This window comes from Sphingobium psychrophilum, assembly GCF_012927105.1.
In the GTDB taxonomy this organism is placed as follows: domain Bacteria; phylum Pseudomonadota; class Alphaproteobacteria; order Sphingomonadales; family Sphingomonadaceae; genus Sphingobium; species Sphingobium psychrophilum.
In genome coordinates, this window is record NZ_JABBFV010000007.1 from 113,649 (window position 1) to 132,957 (window position 19,309).

The following is a 19,309-nucleotide window of genomic DNA, read 5'->3' on the forward strand; positions in this document are numbered from 1 at the left end:
TTCAGGCTGCGCCCCTTGACCGTTTCTGGAGTCCCAACATCATGCGTAAATTCCTCATCCCCGCCGCCGCCCTCATCGCTATTGCTGGCGGCACCGTCGTCGTCGCCCAGATGCCGACGTCCGCGCCCGGCACGAAGGACGTCGCCAAGATAAGCGGCGGCACCTATGCCGTCGACCCCGGCCACACCCAGGTCGTCTTCGCCTATGACCATATGGGCTTCACCAACAATGTCGGCGTCATCGCCGAACCCACCGGCACGCTAACGCTGGACAAGGCCAATCCGGCCGCGTCGAAGGTCAGCATCGAACTGCCGATCGCCAACCTGCGCACCGGCGTCGCCAAGCTGGACGAACATCTGCTCAAGCCCGATTTCTTCGATGGCGCCAAATTCCCGACCGCGACCTTCGTGTCGACCGGCGTGAAGGCCGAAGGCACCGGCGCGACGATCACCGGCAACCTGACGATCAAGGGCGTGACCAAGCCCGTGACGCTAGACGCCGAATTTTATGGCGTTGGCGCCAACCCGATGAGCAAGAAGGAAAATATCGGCTTCGTCGCGACCGGCACGATCAAGCGCAGCGATTTCGGCCTGGGCGCCTATGTGCCCGTGGTCGGCGACGCGGTGGAACTCAAGATCATCGCCGGCTTCCAGAAGCCGTAATTACACGCACAGGACGCAAAAGAGACGGGGCCGGCTTGCATGTCGGCCCCGTTTCGCGTTAAGGCGCTTCCCATCATGCAGCGCGTCACGCTTCTTACCCTGCTACGACTTACACGCCCTTAGGCGTGGTTTTTATGCTGCCTTTCGACTATGGGCAGCACCGATCCGCCTAAGGGCATCCATCGCAGTCAAGTCGTATACCGGAAAGCGCCCCCGAAAATCATCGATGCGCGCGCCGCAGGCAAAGAAGTAGTGTAATCCCATGATGCTGACCGATCCCTCGCAGAAGTACCGCGCCTTTCCGCAGGTGGACCTGCCCAATCGCCAATGGCCCTCCAACGTCATCACCGCGCCGCCCCGCTGGCTGTCGACCGACATGCGCGATGGCAACCAGTCGCTGATCGACCCGATGAACGCGGAAAAGAAGCGTCGCTTCTTCGACCTGCTGATCAAGGTAGGCGTCAAGGAGATCGAGGTCGGCTTCCCCAGCGCGGGCGCGACCGAATTCGACTTCATTTCCGGGCTGGTCCGCGACGGTGCGATCCCCGACGACGTGATCGTGCAGGTGCTGACGCAGGCGCGCGCCGACCTGATCGCCACCACCTTCGAATCGCTGCGCGGCGCACCAAAAGCCATCGTCCATGTCTACAACGCCGTGTCGCCCGCCTGGCGCAACATCGTGTTCCAGATGTCCCGGCCGGAGATCAAGGAGATCGCCGTCAATGCCGCCAAGCTGCTGCGCGACAATGCCGCCAAGCAGCCCGACACCGACTGGCATTTCGAATATTCGCCCGAAACCTTCTCCACCGCGGAGCTGGATTTCAGCCTGGAATGTTGCGAGGCGGTGATGGACATTCTCCAGCCCACGCCCGACCGCCCGCTGATCCTGAACCTGCCCGCGACGGTCGAATGCGCCACGCCCAACATCTATGCCGACCAGATCGAATGGATGTGCCGCCACATTTCCAAGCGCGACAGCGTGGTCATCTCGCTGCATCCGCATAACGACCGCGGCACCGGCGTCGCGGCGGCGGAACTGGGCCTGATGGCGGGCGCGGACCGGGTCGAGGGCTGCCTGTTCGGCAATGGCGAGCGTACCGGCAATTGCGACCTGGTGACCGTCGCGCTCAACATGTACACGCAGGGGATCAACCCGCTGCTGGACTTCAGCGACATCGACACCGTCATCCAGACGGTCGAATATTGCAACCAGCTGCCGGTCCACCCGCGCCATCCCTATGCCGGCGAACTGGTGTTCACGGCCTTCTCCGGGTCGCATCAGGACGCCATCAAGAAGGGCTTCGCCGCGCAGGAAGCGCGCAACGACCTGATCTGGGATGTGCCCTATCTGCCGATCGACCCCAAGGATCTGGGCCGCGACTATGAAGCGGTGATCCGCGTCAATTCGCAATCGGGCAAGGGCGGCGTCGCCTGGGTGCTGCAACAGGATAAGGGCTACAAGATGCCCAAGCGGATGCAGGCCGAATTTTCCAAGGTTGTGCAGGCCATGGCCGACGAAAGCAGCCGCGAACTCAACGCCGCCGACATCTGGAGCGCGTTCCAGGGCCATTACCGCCTGTCGGGCGAGCAGGCATACAGCCTGATCGACTATCATGAAAGCGGCGTGGCGGGCGACCGCATCTTCACCGGCAAGATTGCGCATGAAGGGGTGGAGCGCTCGATTTCGGGGCGCGGCAACGGCCTGCTGTCGTCGGTGCTGGCCGCGTTGCGCGACGAATTTGGCGTGCAGCTCGACATCGCCGACTATAGCGAACATGCGATCGGCGCCGGCAGCGACGTCAACGCTGCCGCCTATGTCGAATGCCGCACCCCCGATGGCCGCACCGTGTTCGGCGTGGGCACCGATGCCGACGTCGCGACCGCTTCGGTCCAGGCGGTGCTGTCGGCGGCGAATGGGATCGCGGCGCGAGGGTAAGGCGCACGCGAACAAAAACCGTTCGTGCTGAGTAGGGGCTGAGCTTGTCGAAGTCCCGTATCGAAGCATTGCGCATAACCCTCGATACGCCATTTCGACTTCGCTCAATGGCTACTCAGGACGAACGGTCTGGGAAACGACAGCCTGTTACTTCGCCAACCCGCGCACCACCGCGTCCCACTGCTCCAACGATTCCCTGATGCCAGCCACCGGCACCCGCTCGTTCAGCCCATGAGCAAAGCCGTCCTGCGCCTTCATGAACAGGCTGGACACGCCGTAGCTCGGCACCCCCAGCGCGCGGAAATAGAGGCTGTCGGTCGCCCCCGCCGACATGCCCGGCATCACCGTAATGTCCGCCGCCCGCACCGTCACCGCATCGCGCACCACCTTCATCACGTCGGCGCGCAGGGGCGAGGCGTCGCTGGCCAGCGGATCGCCCAAGGTCTTCACCGTGGCGGTCGGATCGTTCACCACCTTCACCAGTTGCGCCTTCACATCCTCAATGGGGATGCCCGGAAAGATGCGGCAATTGACGCTGACCTTTGCGCTCTGCGGCAGCGCGTTAAGCGCATGACCCGCGCTCGCCATCGTCGCGACGCAGGTGGTGCGCACCTGCCCGATGAACTCCGGCCGGGTCGACAGCAGGTCCGCCGCCGCCGCGTCGCCCGTCTCCGCATAGCGCCGCATCGCCTGCCCCACTTCCCCACCGATCCGGTCGGCAGACAGCGCCAGCGACGCCTTGGTCAGTTCATTGCGCATCGGCGGGAATTGATAGGCCGCAATCGCGTCGATCGCCCTGGCCATGCGATAGATGGGATTGCCCGGCGTCGGCGCGCTCGAATGGCCGCCCGCATCGGTGAAGGCGAACTCAAAATCGGCATAGCTCTTCTCGCCCGCCTGCAACTGGTACAGCACCGGCTTGCCTTCGTCATTCAGCAACCCGCCGCCGCCATCGCCGTTCAGCAACAGCGCAATATCCTTATACTGCGCCGCCAAAGCCTTGGTCGTCACCATATCGGTTTCCTCGTCCCCCGACAGGAGCAGGATGACGGTTCGACGCGGTTTCCAGCCTTCCTTCTTCAGCTGCGCCATTGTCGCGACCATCATCGCGACGTCATATTTATTATCCTCCGCGCCGCGCCCGAAAATATAGCCATCTTCCTCCACCGGCACGAAGGGGTCGCGGGTCCAGTCCGCCCGGTCCGCCGCCACCACATCCATATGGCCGATCAGCGCCATGGGTTTCAGCGTCAGGTCGCTACCCTTCATCGTCGCGGCAAAAGTCGCCGTCTCGCCCATCGGCGTGACGACGATGTCCGCGTCGGCAAATCCCGCGGCCTTCAACACGCCCGCATAATAGGCCGCCAGTTTGGGCACCTGCCCCGCGCCCTGCACCGTCTTCATCGCGACGGAGCGCATCAAAATATCCTTGGCCGCCCCGGCATCCGCCGCCGCCATCGCGCCCTGCGGCAGCGCCAGCAGCGCCAAAGCCGAATATGCGCCGCGCATCATCATATGTTGCAACTCCCCGATGGATCGATATCCCATATCTGGCATAGCGGATCGGTCCCGCCAATGCGTTGATCCACCACAGCGGAAAGAGGGCCACCTTATCCCTGTTATACACACGTCAAGAATTGCTTGCGCGCAATCGGCCGACCGTCACCCGATATAGGCAGCCGGTCGCCCAGAGGAAAAAGACATGGCCCTCCATTATCGCAGTTTCGGATTTCAGGTTTTGGCCGGCATGGTCGTGGGCCTTCTGTTGGGCCTGGTTGCGCGCCAGATCGGCGCGGGGCCGGATGGCGACCTCAACGGACTGGCGACAGCGCTCAAGACGGTCGGCTCGATCTTCGTCTCGTTGCTGAAAGCGATCGTGCCGCCCCTGGTCTTCGCCGCCATCGTCGCGTCCATCGCCAACCTGCGCGCGCTGGACAATGCCGCGCGGCTGGCGGGGCAGACATTGCTGTGGTTCGCCATCACCGCGCTGATCGCGGTCGCGATCGGCATCGCCATCGGCGTCATCGTTCAGCCGGGCGCAGGCCTGCAAGGCACCGCGCTGGCCATGGGCAAGAACGAGAACATGGGCGGCTGGCTCGATTTCCTCAAAGGCCTGGTGCCGGCCAACAGCCTGGCCCTGTCGGGCAGCACCAAGATTACCGACGGCAGCGCGTCCACCAGCATCAGCTTCAACATCCTGCAATTGCTGGTCATTTCGATCGCGGTCGGCCTCGCGACGTTGAAAGTGGGCGAAAAGGCCGACGCTTTCCTGGGCTTCGTCCGCTCGTTGCTCGCGGTCGTGCGCGCGCTGCTTGGCTGGGTCATCCGCCTGACGCCGATCGGTTCGGCGGCCCTCATCGGCACCGCGATCGCCACCTATGGCTGGAGCGCGCTGGCCCAGCTTGGTACCTTCACCGCCACCATCTATCTCGGCCTCGCGCTGGTGCTGCTGGTCGTCTATCCGGCGCTGCTGATCGCCAATGGCCTGAAACCCGGCCCCTTCTTCGCCAAGGCGTGGCCCGCAATCCAGTTGGGTTTCGTCTCGCGCTCCTCGGTCGGCACCCTGCCCGTCACTGAAGCCGTGACCGAGCGGCTGGGCGTGGACAAGGGCTATGCCGCCTTCGCCATTCCGCTGGCGTCCACGACCAAGATGGACGGCTGCGCATCGATCTACCCCGCGCTGGCTGCGATCTTCGTCGCGGGCTTCTACGGCATCCCGCTGCATTTCGTGGATTATGCGCTGATCGTCTTCGTATCGGTCATCGGATCGGCCGCGACCGCCGGCCTGACCGGCGCGATCGTGATGCTGACGCTGACGCTCTCGACGCTGGGCCTGCCGCTGGAGGGCGTGGGCCTGTTGCTGGCGATCGACCCGATTCTGGATATGGGCCGGACAGCGGTGAATGTTGCGGGGCAAGTGCTGGTGGGCGTGATCGTGGCGAAGCGGGAGGGGATATTGGACGAGGCGGCTTATTATGGGGATGGGGAATTGGTGGTGGTTTGAGGACAACGCGACGCCCCGATGCTTGCATCGCGTAACGATACGCGATACGGTCGCTCATGATAATCGGATTCCGGCACAAGGGGCTTGAAGCCTTCTACACCTTCGGCACGACACGGGGTATTCAGGCGTCCCATGGGAAGAAAATCCGCAACATCCTGGGATTGCTCGACGTGGCGGGCGGACCGGATGACATGAATTTACCGTCCTTCAAACTGCACCTGTTGAAGGGCGATCTGAAGGGCCATTGGTCGGTGTGGGTCAACGGCAACTGGCGCATCACCTTCCGCTTTGTCGGTACAGACGTAGAACTCGTCGATTATCAGGACTATCATTGAGGCTATCATGATGATGCACAATCCGCCCCATCCCGGCGAACTGCTCCGCGATGAAGTCATCGTGGCACTCAAGCTGTCGGTGACCGAAGCGGCCAGTCGGCTCGCCATGTCGCGGGTCGCCCTGTCGCGCGTGCTGAACGGCAAGGCTGCGATCAGCCCCGACCTTGCGCTGCGGCTCGAACAGGCAGGCACCAGCACGGCCCGCGCCTGGCTCGCCATGCAGGCCAACTACGACCTCTGGCGCGCGCGCCAGCATGCGCAACCTGTGGTGCGTCGGTTGCAGGAAGCGGCCTAAAGAAAAGGTGTAGGGTCGAAGTTTAGGCAAGCGTTTTTGTAGACGTTGGCCGATAGCGGAAAGGCGGGTTATGGGGAGTAAGAGTAGGAAAGCGGACATTCCCGTGGGCTGTCGGCAAACATCTTTTTGTCGGACACCGAGGCATGGAGGGCGGTTTTCCATCGTAGTAGCCAGATTCTGACATTCCGCTGCAGCCGACCTTTCTGCCGTTCGATCCGATCCATTTGCTCCGAGAGCGGCCATCTTTCATCTAGCTAGCCAGCCTTTCATTGGTTAAGCTCATTCTCAACCAGGCTCTTCCACCGCAAGAGAGTATCTTGGTTTTCACTTAGCCACTTGCAGACCTCTAGCGCCCGTTCAATACCTTGGGCAATCACGGCTTCCTGATCCTCAAAGCTGCCCTGGTTGTTCACCATATGGGTCGGCCAAGACATTACCAATCCAGGTGTTGGGCGAGTTTTCGTCGCTGCGTTGGCGGAGAAGCTCACGCCTAGTCCAGCGGAATCGTGTTCCAGTGCATCACGCACAACAGCCAGCGCTGGCCCCCACTTGGCAAACACCACCGCAACATAGTTTGCGCGCGTGGCGCTGCCTTTGCCCAATTCATGGGCAAACCGGGATGGGCGGATCGTATCGGGCATGAAGGCCAAAGTCCGCTTGGCGTCAAAGATCATTGAGACGCTCTCGTCTGGGTTGGCGGGTTTCAACATCGTCGGGCCGGGCATGATCTCGGGTGCAAGCTGCGCCAGCAATGCGACATATTTCTCGTTGAATGTGCCAATTACGGGATTAGGAACCGGTGTATAGCCCCGCCGTGCCTTCGTGATCGCTTGTTGAAGAAGATCGGCGCGGAATTGCATCCGCGCGCCTTCTGGTATCGGATGCGATATCCGTTCCGCAAAATATTCGGCCAACGCTTCGTAAGTGACTATCGCATCAAACCTGCCCGTGAAGTCTGAATGTTGCGCCGAATAGGCAGATGGGCACACGATGAGCACAGCGCGATGCGAAAAACGCTCGGCCAAGACATCGAGTTCTTCGCGATAGCTTTCAGCCTGATCCGGCTGCTCGGTTGCATCGAGCTTATTCTCGATCAACAGGGCTATATCTTCGCCGCTCGCCGTCTTCGCCTCAACGAAGATGTCAATCTCGCGGCGGCTACGGGTGCGACGTTTGCTATGAAGAACGGTTGACCGACCGACCTGTACCGGCAAACCCGCCCTGACCAGTAGCCATGCAACGAAGTCAGGGGAGGCGAAAAGCTCCTCCACCAGCAGCAGGTCGATGTCTCGCTCGGTCGCATGGGTCAGCGTGGGAACGAACTCTTCGCTCATACCTGCCATCCTTGGGCGAACGGATGGGCGTTACCACTGCGCATTTTCTTCTTTGCCCCTTCGCCTGTATGGTATGCTTACGTCCGTTCCTTTCGACATGCAGGAGCTGGCCAGTCAAGCCGCAGCGTACAAGCCTTCCTAGTCGTTTCAGGTTTGTCGTGAATTGGTACGACGAAGCGAACGGCGGCTTTGAGGAAATGAAAGTGCCCTGTTGAGTGGCCATAACTGGCGCATCACGGCCAATCCCAACCACCCCACTTCGCAAAAACCCTCCTATTGCGAAGTCCGTTCTGCATACCCGCACCCGCACAAACGCGCACCCTGCGACGGTGTGTACTTCGCAGCTTTCGCTAATCGCCCGCCGCTCCAAAAGCGCCTCACCCCGCCCTGTCCTACTCGCCCGCCATCGGCTATAGCCCTTGCCCAAAGCAGCGATATGTCGCACGGACGCCCGCACGATCAACCACCCACGCACAGCTATAAAGTCACACGCATCATGTCCCATCATCAGGTCCATATCATCGGCGGCGGCCTCGCCGGAACGGAGGCGGCGTGGCAGTTGGCGCAGGCCGGCATCCGCGTGCGCCTGTCGGAAATGCGCGGGAGCGGCGACATGACGCCCGCGCATCAGACGGAGGGGCTAGCCGAACTGGTCTGCTCCAATAGCTTTCGCTCCGACGACGCGGACAAAAATGCCGTGGGGCTGCTGCATCAGGAAATGCGGCGGCTGGACTCGCTCATCATGGCCAGCGCCGAACCGGCCAAGGTGCCCGCCGGCTCCGCGCTGGCGGTCGACCGCCATGTCTTTTCGGGCGCCGTCACCCGCGCGCTGGCCGATCATCCCAATGTGGAGATCGTCCGCGAACGGATCGACACGGTGCCGACCGAGGGCATGACCATCATCGCCACCGGCCCGCTGACCGCGCCCGCGCTCGCCACCAGCATCGGCCAGGCGGCGGGGATGGAGCATCTGGCGTTCTTCGACGCAATCGCGCCGGTGATCCACCATGACAGCATCGACATGGACCAGTGCTGGATGGCGAACCGCTGGGACAAGATCGGCCCCGGCGGCGGCGAGGGGAAGGATTATATCAACTGCCCGATGGACAAGGACCAGTATCAGGCTTTCGTCCAGGGATTGCTCGACGGCGAAAAGACCGTGTTCAAGGAATGGGAGGCCAGCACCCCCTATTTCGAGGGCTGTATGCCGATCGAGGTGATGGCGTCGCGCGGGCCGGAAACCCTCCGTCACGGCCCGATGAAGCCGATGGGGCTGGACAATCCCCGCACCGGCCGCTGGCCCTATGCCGTGGTGCAGTTGCGGCAGGACAATGCCAGCGGCACGCTATGGAACATGGTCGGTTTCCAGACCAAGCTGAAACATGGCGCGCAGGTTGAGCTGTTCCGCACCATTCCTGGCCTGCAAAATGCCGAATTTGCGCGGCTGGGGGGGCTGCACCGCAACACCTTCATCCAGTCGCCCAAGCTGCTCGATGAAACCCTGCGCCTCAAAAGCGCGCCGCACATCCGCTTCGCCGGGCAGATGACCGGCTGCGAAGGCTATGTGGAGAGCGCCGCGATCGGCCTGATCGCCGGGCGTTTCGCTGCGGCCGAACTGCTGGGCCGCGCCCTGACGCCGCCCCCCGCCGACACGGCGCTGGGCGCGCTGCTCGGCCATGTGACGGGCAATGTGGTGAGCGCCGACTATCAGCCGATGAACGTCAATTTCGGCCTTTTCCCGACGCTGGAGGAGGTCAAGAAGAAGCAGCGCAAGGAAGCCTATACCTCCCGCGCCCGCGCGTCCTTCGGCGTGTGGATGGGGGAGATGGCGTTGGCGTGACAACACTAACCACCGTTCGCTTCGAGCGAAGTCGAGAAGCGCCCATGACGATGCTATCGTTTAGCTTCGCTGAACTCGGCTTTGCCTCGTTTCTCGACTTCGCTCGAAACGAACGGAAATCGCTTTAGCATTTGCACTTCGCCTTCACCGCCAGTTTCGGCGCGGTGGCGGCGAACTCCGCCGGGGTCAGCTTGCCGTCCTTGTCGCCATCCGCCACGCCGAACCGGTCCGCCGTCGCCGCCGCCCATTCCTCGAAGGACAACAGATTGTCGCCATCCTTGTCCAGCGCCTTGAACGCCTTGGTCCGGCTGCCCAGCATCTCGACCCGCGTGATGACGCCATCGCGGTTCCGGTCGTAACGGACAAAACGCTTCTGCTCCCGGCTCTGCGGGCTGGCCTCGCCGGGCATCGGCGGCGCATCGCCGACGGCATCCGGATCGCCCTGTGGCAGCGGCTCTATCTGCGGCGGTGGCGGCGGGGCGGAGGCAAGCTGGGGCACCGGCGCGGTGTCCGCCCGCCCCTGCCACCAGAACAGGCCGCCCGCGACCAGCAGCAGCGCCGCCATGCCACCCGCCAGCAATCGCCCCATGCCGCCCTCCTCAAGTCCGTCGGAGGCCAGCCTATCCCGACACACTAGCGTCCGACAAGCGCGATCCGCACCAACCGTCCCGCCAGCGCCCGCGGCATGCCCCTGGGCGCGCCGCGACCCGCCAGCACATCCTGCCGCGCCAGAGTGAAGGCGATCCGCAACGGCTTCCACCCCCGCGGCCAGCGCGCGCCGTCAACCTGCGGCACCAACTCGACCGCCAAAGCCAGCGCCGCCGCCGCCAGCGCATCGTCCCCGACATGCCCGGCCAGATCCCACAGCGCCCATACCTGCCCCGCCGCCGCCAGCCAGTCCGGCGCTTGCGCCCCATCGGCCAGCGCCCGGAACAATCCGCCGCCCCGCCCCGCGGCATAATCGCGCAGCCCCTGCACATCGATGTCCGGTTCGACCACCAGCACTTCCCAGCCGTCGATCACCGCCACCAGCCCCGGCGCTCCACAAGCCCCCGTCGCCCGCATCGCGTCGACCACCGGCTCGCCCTGTCCCTTGATGCCTGCGGAATCGTCAATGACGTCATTCCACCATGCCAGCCGCATCTGGCCGATCATCGGCTCGCTGGTGGTGCGCGCGACCTTCGCCAGCCGCGCGTCGAACGCCCAGAGCGCGCGGTGCCGCGCCACCTGTCCGCTACCGGCATAAGCGGCGAGCAACAGGCCCAGCGGCGGCACGGCGTCTTCGTCCAGGCTCATCGGGCGACTCCCGTGCTGACAGGGGATACGCAGGTTATCGGTCCTTTAACCATCTTCCTCATACACATTCTAACGAGTGCGCCTGCATAGGCGGAAAGGCTGCCCTACCCATTATTGGGGGGTGTGGGGCGCGACATGGGTGATTGCAGGCAAATGGGCAAGGTAAACCAGTATCCTATGGGCTTCCTGAAGCGGCTGGCCGGCAACCAGGCGGGCAATGTCATGGCCATGGTCGCCGCGGCGATCATCCCGCTCGCGGCGCTGATCGGCGGCGGGCTGGACATGAGCCGCGCCTATATGGCCCGCGCCCGGATGCAGCAGGCCTGCGATTCCGCCGCGCTGGCGGGCCGCCGTGCGATGACCGGGGCGACCATGTCCACGACCGATATCGCAGAAGCGCGCAAGTTCTTCGACTTCAACTTCCCGCAGAACACGTTCCAGGCCGCGACCTTCACCCCGGTCATCCAGAGCAAGCCTAGCGACACGACCACGGTCCAGGTGACCGCGGAAACGACCATGCCGACCACGATCATGAAGATCTTCGGTTACACGACGCTGCCGCTGGCCGTGACGTGCGAAAGCCGGTTCGACATCGGCAATACCGACGTCATGCTGGTGCTCGACACCACCGGTTCCATGTCCAGCAACATGACCGACACGGACGGCACGGTGATGACCCGGCTGGCGGCGCTGAAGCTGGCGGTGAAGGATTTCTACGACACGCTGGGCGCGGGGTCCGATACGACGGGCCGCATTCGTTACGGTTTCATGCCCTATAGCTCGACCGTCAACGTAGGTTATTCGTTGCCGTCGAGCGCGCTGGTGGGCGGGATCACGGGGGACACATGGACATATAATAGCCGGCGCATGACCTATTATAATGACACTCCATCGACCACGAACACTTGCTATCGAGGCTATAAAGGCTCTGGATCTAACAGTTGCGTCTCCAGTGCGGCCTCCGCACAAAGTGATTCGAGCAACGTGTCGCGATCGAACTGCCAGACCTGGGCTAATGTCTCCACATCGGTAAGCGGCAGCTATCCGGGCACGGTTACCAAGATCGTCTATGCGGCCTATAGCTGGAACGGGACCAATCCCTTCCCTTCATCGGGCAGCGGCAATCAGAAATGCGTGCGTCAGGAAGTGACGACTACGCACACCACCAACATCACCGGCGGCACTGGCAACACATCGCTCAATGTCTGGGTCTACAATGATTTCGCCGCCGACGTCTCAAACTTTATCACCGGCGCGTCGACCGTCAATCCAGCCTATATAGACGGCACCACCGCTACCTGGTCGGGCTGCATCGAGGAACGCGACACCGACAGCAGCATCACCTCCACGACATCGACCTCGTCCATTCCATCGGGCGCATTCGACCTGCAAATCGATACGGCGCCAACCAACGCCGCGACAAGGTGGCGGCCGCACTGGCCAGAAATCGAGTTCGATCGCAGTGGCAACAACCTGAACTCCGCATCGCGAATAAGCGGGGGCTGGAACGCTTGTCCGAGCAAGGCGCGCAAGCTGGCCAGCTATACCAGCCGATCGGCCACACCTTCAGGCATGGCAAGCAGTTTCAACACCTATGTCGATGGGCTGATCGCGATCGGCGGCACCTATCACGACATCGGCATGATGTGGGGCGCGCGCTTCCTGTCGCCTACCGGCATCTTCGCGAGCGAAAATGCCAACGCGCCCAACGGCTTCAACATCTCGCGGCACATCATTTTCATGACTGATGGCGATCTGACCGCCTATGATGCGGTCTATGGCGCCTATGGTTATCAGAAGTTGGATGGCCGCGTCGCAGCTACCAGCACGAACGATGACGGACTGATAGCCATCCACAAACGACGGCTGGAAATGATGTGCAACGCCATAAAGGGCCAGGGAGTCACCATCTGGGTCGTCGGCTTCAAGGACCAGCCGCCTACCGGCACGCTCGATTCGACGATGCTCGACACCGAGTTGCAGACCTGCGCCAACAGCGGCAACCACTGGTTCATGGCCTATAATCCGTCGACGCTGCGCCAGAAGTTCAAGGATATTGCCAAGAATATCGGCGGCTTGAGGCTGTCGCAATGATAGGCCGGATCGTCCCCTTCCTCGTCCGGCTGCGCGCCCATGCGCGCGGCGCGACCTTGCTGGAGTTCGGCCTGGTCGCCGGGCCGCTGATCCTGACCATCATGGCGATCGGCGACCTGGGCTATCAATCCTATCTGCGCGCGGTAACGCGGGGCGTGCTGGAAAAGGCGTCGCGCGCCGCATCGGTCGGCACGCTCAACAGCACGCAGATCGAAACCTATATCGACGCGCAGATGGCCACGATCAATTCGAAGAACGGCACGACCTCCACCACCAAGAAAAGCTATTATAATTTCTCGCGCGTGGGGAAACCGGAAAAGATCACCACGGATACCGCGCCGCTGGGCAGCTATAATACAGGCGACTGCTATGAGGACGCCAATGGGAATGGCGCCTATGATGCGGCGGGCGGATCGACCGGCCTCGGCAGCGCCGACGACATCGTCTATTATGAAGTGACGGTGTCGATGCCGCGCCTGTTCCCGATGGCGAAATTGCTCGGCTGGAGCGCCACGCAATCCGCCACCGCCACCACCATCGTCCGCAACCAGCCCTGGGCGAACCAGGGCACACCGACGGTCAAATGCACATGAAGACGACCTTCCCCCGCCTTGCCGCACTGACGCGCCGCCTGCGCCGCGACGATCGCGGCCTGGCGCTGATCGAATTCGCCTTCTCGTTGCCGGTGCTGCTCGTGCTGTGCATGTCGGGACTGGAATGTGCGAACCTGGCGCTGGCCCATATGCGCGTCAGTCAGGTGGCGATGCTGGTCGCCGACAATGCCGCCCGCGTGCGCACATCGATCGACGAAGCAGACGTCAACGAAATCATGACCGGCGCCGAATTGTCGACCAATTCGCTGGCACTGAAAGCCAATGGCCGGATATTCCTGTCCGACCTGGAGCCGAACGGCCTCACCGGAGCGAACGAGGGGCAATATATACGCTGGCAGCGCTGCTGGGGGAGCGGCAGTTTCACGTCATCCTATGGCGTTGCCAATAACGGCAAGACCGATGCCAGCATGAAATTCGGCATGGGACCGGGCACGACCGCCGACAAGAAGGTGAAGGCCGCCAGTAGCACCGCGGTCATGTTTGTGGAGGTCGCCTATAATTATCAGCCGCTGATCACCAATACGATCTTCGGCGCAAAGGTGATCCGCTACACCAGCGCCTTCAACGTGCGCGAACGGACCGATCAGGCGATCAAGAATGCCGGCGGCCTGGCGACATCGGCCACCGCCGCCTGTAGCTGATAGAAAAAGGGCGGCCTTTCGAGCCGCCCTTCCTTTTCATCTGTAGCACACCTTCTTGGCAGCAGCGACCACGCGGCTGGCATCGATCAGTGCCGCCTTTTCCAGGTTCGCGGCATAGGGCAGCGGCACATCTTCGTTGGTGACGCGCAGCACCGGAGCGTCGAGATCGTCGAAGCCCTGTTCCATGACCACAGCGGCGATTTCCGACGCGATCGAGCAGGTCGGCCAACCTTCTTCCACCACCACCAGGCGGTTGGTCTTCTTCAGGCTTGCCAGCACCGTCGCGGTGTCGAGCGGGCGCAGCGTGCGCAGATCGATCACTTCGGCGTCGATGCCCTCGGCCGCCAGCGTCTCTGCCGCGTCGAGCGCCAGGCCGACGCCGATCGAGTAGCTGACCAGCGTTACATCCTTGCCCGGCCGCATGATGCGGGCCTTGCCGATCGGCAGGACATAATCATCGACCTTCGGCACGTCGAAGCTGCGGCCGTAGAGAAGTTCATTCTCCAGAAATACGACCGGATCGGTCGAACGGATCGCAGCCTTCAGCAGGCCCTTCGCGTCGGCCGCGTCATAGGGCGCGATGACGATCAGGCCGGGGACGGCGGCATACCAGGGACCGTAATTCTGGCTGTGCTGCGCGCCCACGCGGCTGGCGGCGCCATTGGGACCACGGAACACGATCGGGCAGCGCATCTGGCCGCCGGACATGTAATTGGTCTTGGCCGCCGAGTTGATGATGTGGTCGATCGCCTGCATGGCGAAGTTGAACGTCATGAACTCGATGATCGGACGCAGACCACCCATGGCGGCGCCCGTGCCGATTCCGGCAAAGCCATATTCGGTGATCGGCGTGTCGATGACGCGCTTGTCGCCAAATTCGTCGAGCAGGCCTTGGGTGACCTTGTACGCGCCCTGATATTCGGCAACTTCCTCACCCATTACAAAGACGCGTTCGTCCTTGCGCATTTCTTCGGCCATCGCGTCGCGCAACGCTTCGCGCACCGTCGTCTTCACATATTCGGTGCCTTCGGGCAGATCCGGGTCGGCGACGGTCGCCTTGGCTTCCGAGGCGAGCTTAGACGTGCCGCTCTCCGCCTTCTTCGGCGCGGGTTCAGCGTCCGCCTTCGGGGCTTCGGCCTTAGGTGCGGGCACCGCTTCTTCGCCGCCTTCGCCCGCCATCTCGGCGATCACGGTGCCGACCTTTACGCCTTCGGTGCCTTCGGCGATCATGATCTTGCCGATCTTGCCCTCGTCTACGGCTTCAAATTCCATCGTCGCCTTGTCGGTTTCGATCTCGGCCAGGATATCGCCGGACTTGACCTCATCGCCTTCCTTCACAAGCCATTTGGCCAGCGTGCCCTCTTCCATCGTCGGCGAGAGTGCCGGCATCTTGATTACGATACCCATCAATATTGCTCCACCAGCACGTCGGTATAGAGTTCATGCAGTTCCGGCTCGGGCGATGATTCCGCAAAATCGGCCGCCTCGGCGACGGTCTTGCGGATGGCCTGGTCGATACCCTTGATGTCTTCCTCGCTGACGCCGGCCTCGATCAGATATTTCTTCACGCCTTCGATCGGATCGGACTTGTCGCGCATCGCCTGCACTTCCTCGCGCGACCGGTATTTGGCCGGGTCGGACATGGAATGGCCGCGATAGCGATAGGTCTTCATTTCCAGCAGGATCGGGCCATTGCCATCATGAACCCATTTCAGCGCTTCCTCAATCGCGCCACGCACGGCCAGCACGTCCATGCCATCGACCTGGAGGCCGGGGATGCGGAAGCTTTCGCCACGGCGATACAACTGATCTTCCGACGAAGCGCGGTTGACGCTGGTGCCCATGGCGTACTGGTTATTCTCGATCACGAAGATGATCGGCAGCTTCCACAGTTCGGCCATGTTGAAGGATTCATAGACCTGGCCCTGGTTGGCCGCGCCGTCGCCAAAATAGGCGACGCACACGCCGCCATCGCCATTATATTTATGTGCAAAGCCCAGACCCGCGCCCAGCGACACCTGTGCACCGACGATGCCATGGCCGCCGAAGAATTTATGTTCGACGCTGAACATGTGCATCGAACCGCCCTTGCCGCGCGAAATGCCGGCTTCGCGGCCGGTCAGTTCGGCCATGATCAGGTTGGGGTCGATACCATAAGCGAGCATGTGGCCATGGTCGCGATAGCCGGTGATAACGCTGTCCTTGCCGGGTACGAGCGCGGACTGGATGCCGACTGCGACTGCTTCCTGGCCGATATAGAGATGGCAGAAGCCGCCGATCAGGCCCAGGCCATAAAGCTGCCCGGCCTTTTCCTCGAAGCGGCGGATGAGGACCATCTGCCGATAAAATTCCAGCAATTCTTCCTTGCTGGCCTTGTAATCGGTCGGAGTTTGCGGGCGAGGCCGATTGTGGTCCGCGCCGGCAGCGGGTGCAGCCGCTTTCGCCTTTGCAGTCGAAGCACGCGGCGTCGTTGGTTTCGCCAAGGCTCTTATCCTTTTGCGTGGGGGTAGGATGGAAGGAAGGCCGATATAGCGGCAGAGTTGCATATATTGCAACGGCGGACCCCACGGAATCCGGGCATAACCAATAGCTGCGGCCGAAAATTGATGGCGGGAGGGAATGCATCCGAAGGCGGCTTGCAACGCCTCGCAGCAAAATTACCGAGACGGCATTTTCAACGCAAAATCATTTCAAAAGCCGGCATAGGATGATGCGGCTCAATTCAGCGGCACGACCACTTCATCATGGTGGATCACGCCTAGCTGGCGGCGGATGAGTTCATCCGACAGATCGGGATCGACGCGGCGCGGGTTGAGCAGGTCGACCCGATTGCGCAATTCTGCGCGCGCTTCCTGCACATGCTTCAATTCCGTCTTCGCTTCATGCAACTGACGCGAATAATCGCCCCAGGCCAGCACGCCGTTAGACCCCAGCACGACATAGCCCGCGAAAAACAGCAGCAGGAGCAGCGCGATCGCGGGGCCGATGGCCGACCAGAGGAGAAGACGAAGTTTAGCGATGTGCGCCATGGACCAGAAGAATCACAGGAAAAGGCTGGCCGCAAGCGAAAAATGCGTCGCTTGCGGCCAGCCGAGTCTCCCAATGCTTAGCGGAAGATCGAACGCCCGGCATAAACCGCGATATCGCCCAGTTCTTCCTCGATGCGGATGAGCTGGTTATATTTGGCGAGCCGGTCCGAACGGGCCAGCGACCCGGTCTTGATCTGTCCGCAATTGGTGGCGACGGCGAGGTCGGCGATGGTCGCGTCCTCGGTCTCGCCCGACCGGTGCGACATGACGGCGGTGTAGCGGGCGCGGTGAGCCATATCGACGGCGGCCAGCGTCTCGGTCAGCGTGCCGATCTGGTTGACCTTCACCAGCAGCGAGTTCGCCAGCCCCTTGCCGATGCCCATCGACAGGCGCGCCGGGTTGGTGACGAACAGGTCGTCGCCGACCAACTGCACCTGATGCCCGATCTTGTCGGTCAGCGCCTTCCAGCCTTCGAAATCATCCTCGCTCATGCCGTCCTCGATCGACTTGATCGGATAGTCGGCGCACAGCGCGGCGAGATAATCGGCCATTTCGACCGGCGACAGGGACAAGCCCTCGCCCGAAATCTCATATTTGCCGTTCTTGAAAAATTCGGTCGCGGCGCAATCCAGCGCCAGCACGACGTCGTCGCCCGGCTTGTAGCCGGCCTTTTCGATCGACAGCATGATGAAGTCGAGCGCGTCGCGGGTGGACGCGATGTTGGGCGCAAAGCCGCCTTCATCGCCTACAGACGTCGCCAGCCCCTTGTCATGCAGACCCTTTTTGAGCGTGTGGAAGATTTCCGAACCGATGCGCACGGCGTCGGCGATGCTTTCCGCACCGACCGGCATGATCATGAATTCCTGAAAATCGATCGGGTTGTCGGCATGTTCGCCACCGTTGATGATGTTCATCATCGGCACCGGCAACACATGGGCCGACACGCCGCCGACATAGCGATAGAGCGGCAGGCCGCGCGCGTCCGCTGCGGCCTTCGCCGCGGCGAGCGACACGCCCAGGATCGCGTTGGCACCCAAGCGCGACTTGTTTTCCGTGCCGTCCAGCGCGATCATCGCAGCATCGACTTCGCCCTGGTCCTCGGCGTCCAGGCCGATCAGTTCGCCGGCAATCTCGTCGTTGACGGCTGCGACGGCGGCCAGCACGCCCTTGCCCAGATATTTGCTCATGTCGCCGTCACGCTTTTCCACCGCTTCATAGGCGCCGGTCGATGCGCCCGAAGGCACGGCGGCGCGGCCGAAGCTGCCGTCTTCCAGCATGACGTCGACTTCGACGGTGGGATTGCCACGGCTGTCGAGAATCTGGCGGGCGTGAATATCGAGAATAGCGGTCATGATCGCTCCTGCACTTAGCGTCGTAACGGGCGGCCGGTGGCCGGGAATGTGCGCTCCGCTTAGCCAGCGCCTCTGCCATTGGCAATGCAGGGCTTGCGCGGACGCAAAAAATGCCGATGGTCGAAAATGTAACGGCAACGGAACTGTATTCCGCCGCGATGCATTTGTTGTGTGATGCCACGGCCTTTCAGGGCCGCGATGCCGTATTCGAAAGGGAGACTAGAGGACCATGGCCGACACACCGGGAACCCCGCCCATCAAGCGCGTGAAGAAGACGGTAGCCGTCAAGCCGGTCAAGGCGAAGCCCGCCAAGTCGGCGATCGCGACGCCTTCCGCCCCCGCGGTGAAGGCCGCGCCGGTCAAGAAGGCCGCCACGCGCAAGGGGCCTGCCGCGAAAAAGCCAGGCAATGGTGCCGCCGCGCATGGCTGGACCGCGCAAATCGCCCCGATCAAGGCGCAGGCGGAAAAAGCGGCCAAGGTCGCAACCGACAAATTCAATTCGGTCGATTGGAAGGCGCATATCGACCCCATCAAGGATCAGGCTGGCAAGACCGCTAAGTCGGCCGCCGGCGTCGCCAAGGAGAAAACTGGCACCGCCATGCAGAGCCTGGCCAAGCTGATTTCCGACACCGCCGGCACGGTCGATGCAAAGCTTGGTCCCCAATATGGTGATTATGCCCGCCAGGCGGCGGAATCGGTCGCGGGTGCCGCCGACACGCTTGATGCCAAGGATGTCGATCAGTTGCTGGGTGAAGCGCGCGATTTCGTGCGCAAAAGCCCGGCGGTTGCAATCGGCGCGGCCGCCGTGGTCGGCTTCGTGCTGATGCGCCTGGCCAAGGGATCGGACGACAAGGCCTGATGCAGCCACGCATTTCCT

The 19,309-nt window shown here is 62.4% G+C and carries 18 protein-coding genes; 10 read left to right on the forward strand and 8 right to left on the reverse strand.

Translation table 11 applies throughout. The features are described from left to right. The first annotated feature begins 41 nt into the window (after positions 1 to 41). Entirely contained in the window at positions 42 to 662 is a 621-nt protein-coding gene (locus HHL08_RS11725) for a YceI family protein (RefSeq protein ID WP_169573358.1), read from the forward strand. 262 nt (positions 663 to 924) lie between these two features. Then, positions 925 to 2,598: a 2-isopropylmalate synthase gene (gene leuA, locus HHL08_RS11730; protein ID WP_169573359.1), complete on the forward strand. Its 1,674-nt coding sequence runs from the start codon at positions 925 to 927 to the stop codon at positions 2,596 to 2,598. A gap of 147 nt (positions 2,599 to 2,745) precedes the next feature. Here the strand turns inward: leuA and HHL08_RS11735 are convergent, their stop codons facing one another. Continuing rightward, on the reverse strand, positions 2,746 to 4,113 hold the full coding sequence (locus HHL08_RS11735) for a M20/M25/M40 family metallo-hydrolase (RefSeq protein ID WP_408021773.1): 1,368 nt from the start codon (positions 4,111 to 4,113) through the stop codon (positions 2,746 to 2,748). Positions 4,114 to 4,300: 187 nt separating this feature from the next. Between HHL08_RS11735 and HHL08_RS11740 the strand changes: the two genes are divergently transcribed. The 3 genes from HHL08_RS11740 to HHL08_RS11750 are packed head-to-tail and all read left to right on the forward strand — an operon-like array spanning position 4,301 to position 6,232. Next, on the forward strand, positions 4,301 to 5,602 hold the full coding sequence (locus HHL08_RS11740; RefSeq protein WP_169573360.1) for a dicarboxylate/amino acid:cation symporter: 1,302 nt from the start codon (positions 4,301 to 4,303) through the stop codon (positions 5,600 to 5,602). A gap of 56 nt (positions 5,603 to 5,658) precedes the next feature. Beyond that, positions 5,659 to 5,937 carry a type II toxin-antitoxin system RelE/ParE family toxin gene (locus HHL08_RS11745; RefSeq protein ID WP_169573361.1) on the forward strand — a complete coding sequence of 93 codons (279 nt, stop codon included), beginning with the start codon at positions 5,659 to 5,661 and terminating at the stop codon, positions 5,935 to 5,937. Positions 5,938 to 5,944: 7 nt separating this feature from the next. After that, positions 5,945 to 6,232, forward strand: coding sequence for a HigA family addiction module antitoxin (locus tag HHL08_RS11750; protein WP_206377838.1), 288 nt, complete (start codon positions 5,945 to 5,947; stop codon positions 6,230 to 6,232). Positions 6,233 to 6,498: 266 nt separating this feature from the next. Here HHL08_RS11750 and HHL08_RS11755 read toward each other — a convergent pair whose 3' ends face one another. Then, entirely contained in the window at positions 6,499 to 7,566 is a 1,068-nt protein-coding gene (locus tag HHL08_RS11755; RefSeq protein WP_169573362.1) for a PD-(D/E)XK nuclease family protein, read from the reverse strand. Positions 7,567 to 8,062: 496 nt separating this feature from the next. On the opposite strand from HHL08_RS11755, the gene trmFO reads away from it, so the two are divergent. After that, the gene (trmFO, locus tag HHL08_RS11760) at positions 8,063 to 9,406 is read left to right on the forward strand and encodes a methylenetetrahydrofolate--tRNA-(uracil(54)-C(5))-methyltransferase (FADH(2)-oxidizing) TrmFO (RefSeq protein ID WP_169573363.1); all 1,344 of its coding nucleotides are present in this window, start codon (positions 8,063 to 8,065) and stop codon (positions 9,404 to 9,406) included. 124 nt (positions 9,407 to 9,530) lie between these two features. Here trmFO and HHL08_RS11765 read toward each other — a convergent pair whose 3' ends face one another. Further along, positions 9,531 to 9,995: an EF-hand domain-containing protein gene (locus HHL08_RS11765; protein WP_169573364.1), complete on the reverse strand. Its 465-nt coding sequence runs from the start codon at positions 9,993 to 9,995 to the stop codon at positions 9,531 to 9,533. A 44-nt stretch (positions 9,996 to 10,039) separates the two neighbouring features. Next, a complete protein-coding gene (locus HHL08_RS11770; protein WP_206377839.1) occupies positions 10,040 to 10,702 on the reverse strand; it encodes a hypothetical protein in 663 nt (220 codons plus the stop codon). A 153-nt stretch (positions 10,703 to 10,855) separates the two neighbouring features. Between HHL08_RS11770 and HHL08_RS11775 the strand changes: the two genes are divergently transcribed. Genes HHL08_RS11775 through HHL08_RS11785 form a run of 3 tightly spaced genes read left to right on the forward strand, consistent with a single transcriptional unit; the run spans position 10,856 to position 14,051 of the window. Beyond that, positions 10,856 to 12,796 (forward strand): TadE/TadG family type IV pilus assembly protein, encoded by a 1,941-nt coding sequence (locus HHL08_RS11775; protein WP_169573365.1) that lies wholly within the window; start codon positions 10,856 to 10,858, stop codon positions 12,794 to 12,796. Continuing rightward, on the forward strand, positions 12,793 to 13,389 hold the full coding sequence (locus HHL08_RS11780) for a TadE/TadG family type IV pilus assembly protein (protein WP_169573366.1): 597 nt from the start codon (positions 12,793 to 12,795) through the stop codon (positions 13,387 to 13,389). Before HHL08_RS11775 ends, HHL08_RS11780 begins: the two co-directional genes overlap by 4 nt. Next, entirely contained in the window at positions 13,386 to 14,051 is a 666-nt protein-coding gene (locus HHL08_RS11785) for a TadE/TadG family type IV pilus assembly protein (protein WP_169573367.1), read from the forward strand. The genes HHL08_RS11780 and HHL08_RS11785 overlap by 4 nt, the downstream gene beginning before the upstream one ends. Positions 14,052 to 14,087: 36 nt before the next feature. On the opposite strand, the gene HHL08_RS11790 is transcribed toward HHL08_RS11785, so the two are convergent. The 4 genes from HHL08_RS11790 to eno form a co-directional block, all read right to left on the reverse strand. Further along, positions 14,088 to 15,458, reverse strand: coding sequence for a pyruvate dehydrogenase complex E1 component subunit beta (locus tag HHL08_RS11790; RefSeq protein ID WP_169573368.1), 1,371 nt, complete (start codon positions 15,456 to 15,458; stop codon positions 14,088 to 14,090). Next, entirely contained in the window at positions 15,458 to 16,534 is a 1,077-nt protein-coding gene (gene pdhA, locus HHL08_RS11795) for a pyruvate dehydrogenase (acetyl-transferring) E1 component subunit alpha (protein WP_169573369.1), read from the reverse strand. Before pdhA ends, HHL08_RS11790 begins: the two co-directional genes overlap by 1 nt. Positions 16,535 to 16,768: 234 nt before the next feature. Next, positions 16,769 to 17,080: an FtsB family cell division protein gene (locus tag HHL08_RS11800; RefSeq protein ID WP_169573370.1), complete on the reverse strand. Its 312-nt coding sequence runs from the start codon at positions 17,078 to 17,080 to the stop codon at positions 16,769 to 16,771. A gap of 77 nt (positions 17,081 to 17,157) precedes the next feature. Then, positions 17,158 to 18,432: a phosphopyruvate hydratase gene (gene eno / locus HHL08_RS11805; RefSeq protein WP_169573371.1), complete on the reverse strand. Its 1,275-nt coding sequence runs from the start codon at positions 18,430 to 18,432 to the stop codon at positions 17,158 to 17,160. Between the two features lie 229 nt (positions 18,433 to 18,661). Here eno and HHL08_RS11810 point away from each other — a divergent pair, with 229 nt between their 5' ends. Further along, positions 18,662 to 19,291, forward strand: a complete 630-nt coding sequence (locus tag HHL08_RS11810) for a hypothetical protein (protein WP_169573372.1) — start codon at positions 18,662 to 18,664, stop codon at positions 19,289 to 19,291. Positions 19,292 to 19,309: the final 18 nt, after the last annotated feature.